This window comes from Ketobacter sp. MCCC 1A13808 (assembly GCF_009746715.1).
In the GTDB taxonomy this organism is placed as follows: domain Bacteria; phylum Pseudomonadota; class Gammaproteobacteria; order Pseudomonadales; family Ketobacteraceae; genus Ketobacter.
The window spans coordinates 1-2,937 of sequence record NZ_VRKW01000047.1; the positions used below are offsets into that span (position 1 = coordinate 1).

A 2,937-nucleotide genomic window follows, 5' to 3' on the forward strand; every position below is an offset into this window, starting at 1 on the left:
AATCGCTGACGCGGTTAAGTAACTGCTCGTAATTGCGGACATGCTCAAACATTTCAATGGACACTGCTCTATCAAAGGTATTGGCGTCCAGAGTCAAGTCATTCACATCACAGGTGATGAGCTCCTCTGCCTGCTCGGCCAACAAGCGCTTGAGTCGGGCATTCTCGGCTGCCAGACTTTGCTCGACTTCACTTTGGTCACGCTCGGATCGGGCTTTGGATCTCCAGGAATAAAGCTGAGAGTCGTGCAGGCCAAGTTGTTTGGCCGCTTCGGCAACGCCAATCTTCTCTGCCAAAGCGAGCGCTTCTCTTCTGAACTCCGGTGAGTATTTCCGCCGGCTGGTTTTCTTGCTTGTGGTCTTGGTTGTCATGGTTCACCTCTGTAGCGTAGTTTACTCGCTTAACAGGGTGTCCATCATTAGTGGGCAGGATCACGCCTGCAGGGGTTACCCCTAATATTTGAAGCTGGCTAATAATCCAGTTCTGGGCTAAAACGTTTCCGACCGATTCAGCTGTACGGCCCTCATAGTGATCCGACGCAATTTCCATCAGGGTTTGTTCAATATACGATAAAGTGGGAGCCGAATATGATAAAGGTGACATGCTGAGACACAACAAGGCAACAACAGTAAGTTGAATTCGCATTTAATTTTCCTCGATTTTGAATAGACAAAGTAAATTACGGGTGGCACATAAAGCACCACCCGCTCTCCAAGGTGAAGATTTAAAGAGTTTTCATATATTCGATAAGGGCATAGCGTTCCTCATCGGTCAGCACCGCGGTAAACTCATGTCCTTCGTTGCCCTGGCTGTACATATGGGTATTGTAGATTTTGCGGTTTTCCATGTTCTCAGTGGTAACAATCGGTGGGAAATCCACGTTCCAGGCACCGGTCAGGTTACCATACAGCAACTCCAGCGCCAGTTGTGGCCAGGGCGTGGTGTAAATGTTGCGTCTGCTGCAATTGAACGCGGGTTCTACCATAGGCGGAAGGTTGGTGCAGGATATCTCATCGTATTTCCAGCCCAGTTTCTCACTATCGAATGCGCGTTCAAGGTGGGTGTCGAAACCCATTACCACGGTGCCTTCAGTATTATCCGGCCGGGGGGCCGATACTCGACGCCAAATTGGATAACGATCCTGTGGTTTCAAAACTTCCCAGACGTTGGGTACAGAGCCATTGTGGAAATAAGGTGCTGATGCCCACACACCGTAGAGAGGTTGCGCCAGATAGCCTAACTCCCGGTCTCCGCGCAGGCGTTTTTGATTTTGCGGGCCGCAGTCATTTTCGGTTCCCTTGGTAGCTGGGTAGCCAAAGAAGTTGTCCGCGCCGGCTCTCTGCATACCTTCGGTATTGGTGAGCACACGGCGACTGTCAGTGCCGATAATATCCAGGGGGACTATGTAAGAAGCCATTCCTTCAAGCTGTGGCGTTTCCAGGTAACCGGGATCGTTCACATAGCGCGGTGCGTAGGCGCCGTGACAGCTGGCACAGGAGCCATTTCCCTCGGGGCGACGTGAGACTGGATTGTCACGGCTCCACAGATCCAGCTCGTGGAAAAGTACGGCACCTTCTTCAGCCAGTGCTGTATCCACAGGGAGAGGGTATTTAGGGGCCTTCAGAGATTCCACCCACAGATTCATCTCAGGGCCATGCTCACGCATCCAGTTTTGACCTACCTCACCCAAGGCTCCTGTCGTGCCACCGAAGAGACCAAATATCGGGGTGTAGAACACAGCGTCTACCCGAGGGGCATCCATGGGAAACAGCCCATCAACAAATTTCACCGGGCGGTGGCCCATATTCCACCAGGGAGGGGAATCCATGCTGCCTGTAGAGCCAGAACCGAGTATGTTTAAAAAACCGGAAATAGACGGTAATCCCCTGTCAGGGAACAGAAATGCGATGTTCACGGCACTGGCATTGTTGGTGCCGCGGGTTTGGGTTAAGTTCAGTGGCGTGGCCAATGAGGCCAGGTAACCCAATGGCAGCATGTCACGCAGAAACAGGTTCAGGTCAGTGGCGCTTGAGCCTCCAAAAATAAAGCCCAGGCCGTCACCATCAGAGGGCTTACCCACCTCTCCACTGTGACAACCGTGGCACGTAACACCAATGCGACCGCTCCAGGTTCCGTTGTCTTTGCGCAGTTGAGTAAACATCTCTGGCAGTTGTCCGCTACCGCCATTGGTTTGGTTAGGGTCTTCACCAGGAAGGGGATACGGGTTGCGGCCTGTGGATAGGCCGGAACCGTAACGGTTGCTGACCAGTAAATCGAAATTATCGGGTCGCTCAGTGTAGTTGCCCCATCTTTGCCACAGCTTGTTGTACTGTGTCGCCGGGAAAGTGGCAATTCCGCCAGCGGCAGCCAAATCATTGTTACCTTCACCGACAAACAGAGCGGCAGGACGCGAGCTACCCGTGTCCATCAACTCTTCTCCACGATAAAAAATATCGCGTAATTCGCCACAGGTTTCAGGATGGCCCGCTTCTTTTACCGCTATTGGGTCGACATGGCATTCGGCCCAATAGGCGTTGAAGTGTACCGCCTTGCCATCGCTAGTGCCGGGTTGGACCAGGGTACGGGGGTCGACTGGCAAGGCTGCAGAATCGTCTTTGCCATAGCAATAATCCCATAATGCCATACCGCCACGGCTGCTGCCGAGCAGGGCATTAGGATCATCGTCGAAAACGAAGGCGTGAGAAATTTGGACGAGAGTACTGCTTAACAGCAGCCCGCACGCAATCCTGACCGTACCCGAGGGCAGGGTATTTTTTTGTATCTTATGCATGATGGTTACCTCATTTGACGCCCATAGTAAGCATTTACGATCTGGTCAACAGAAGAATTAAACTGTTCCACTTGGTCTTTAACGCGATCCGAAAACTCGCTCATTTTATATTCCCTCATCAGGTTGGTGATGGCTTAAAATTGATGT

2 protein-coding genes are annotated in these 2,937 nt (G+C 51.9%); both read right to left on the minus strand.

From position 1 onward, the window contains the following. Window positions 1-370, minus strand: a 370-nt coding sequence (locus tag FT643_RS22865) for a transposase (RefSeq protein ID WP_156873712.1), incomplete at its 3' end; no start/stop codon positions are given. 353 nt (window positions 371-723) lie between these two features. After that, entirely contained in the window at window positions 724-2,790 is a 2,067-nt protein-coding gene (gene roxB, locus FT643_RS22870) for a rubber dioxygenase RoxB (RefSeq protein WP_156873713.1), read from the minus strand. Window positions 2,791-2,937: the final 147 nt, after the last annotated feature.

Bases quoted from the DNA above. Each gene is read 5' to 3' on its own strand.
- roxB (WP_156873713.1), bottom strand. From the start codon at position 2,790: ATGCATAAGATACAAAAAAATACCCTGCCCTCGGGTACGGTCAGGATT.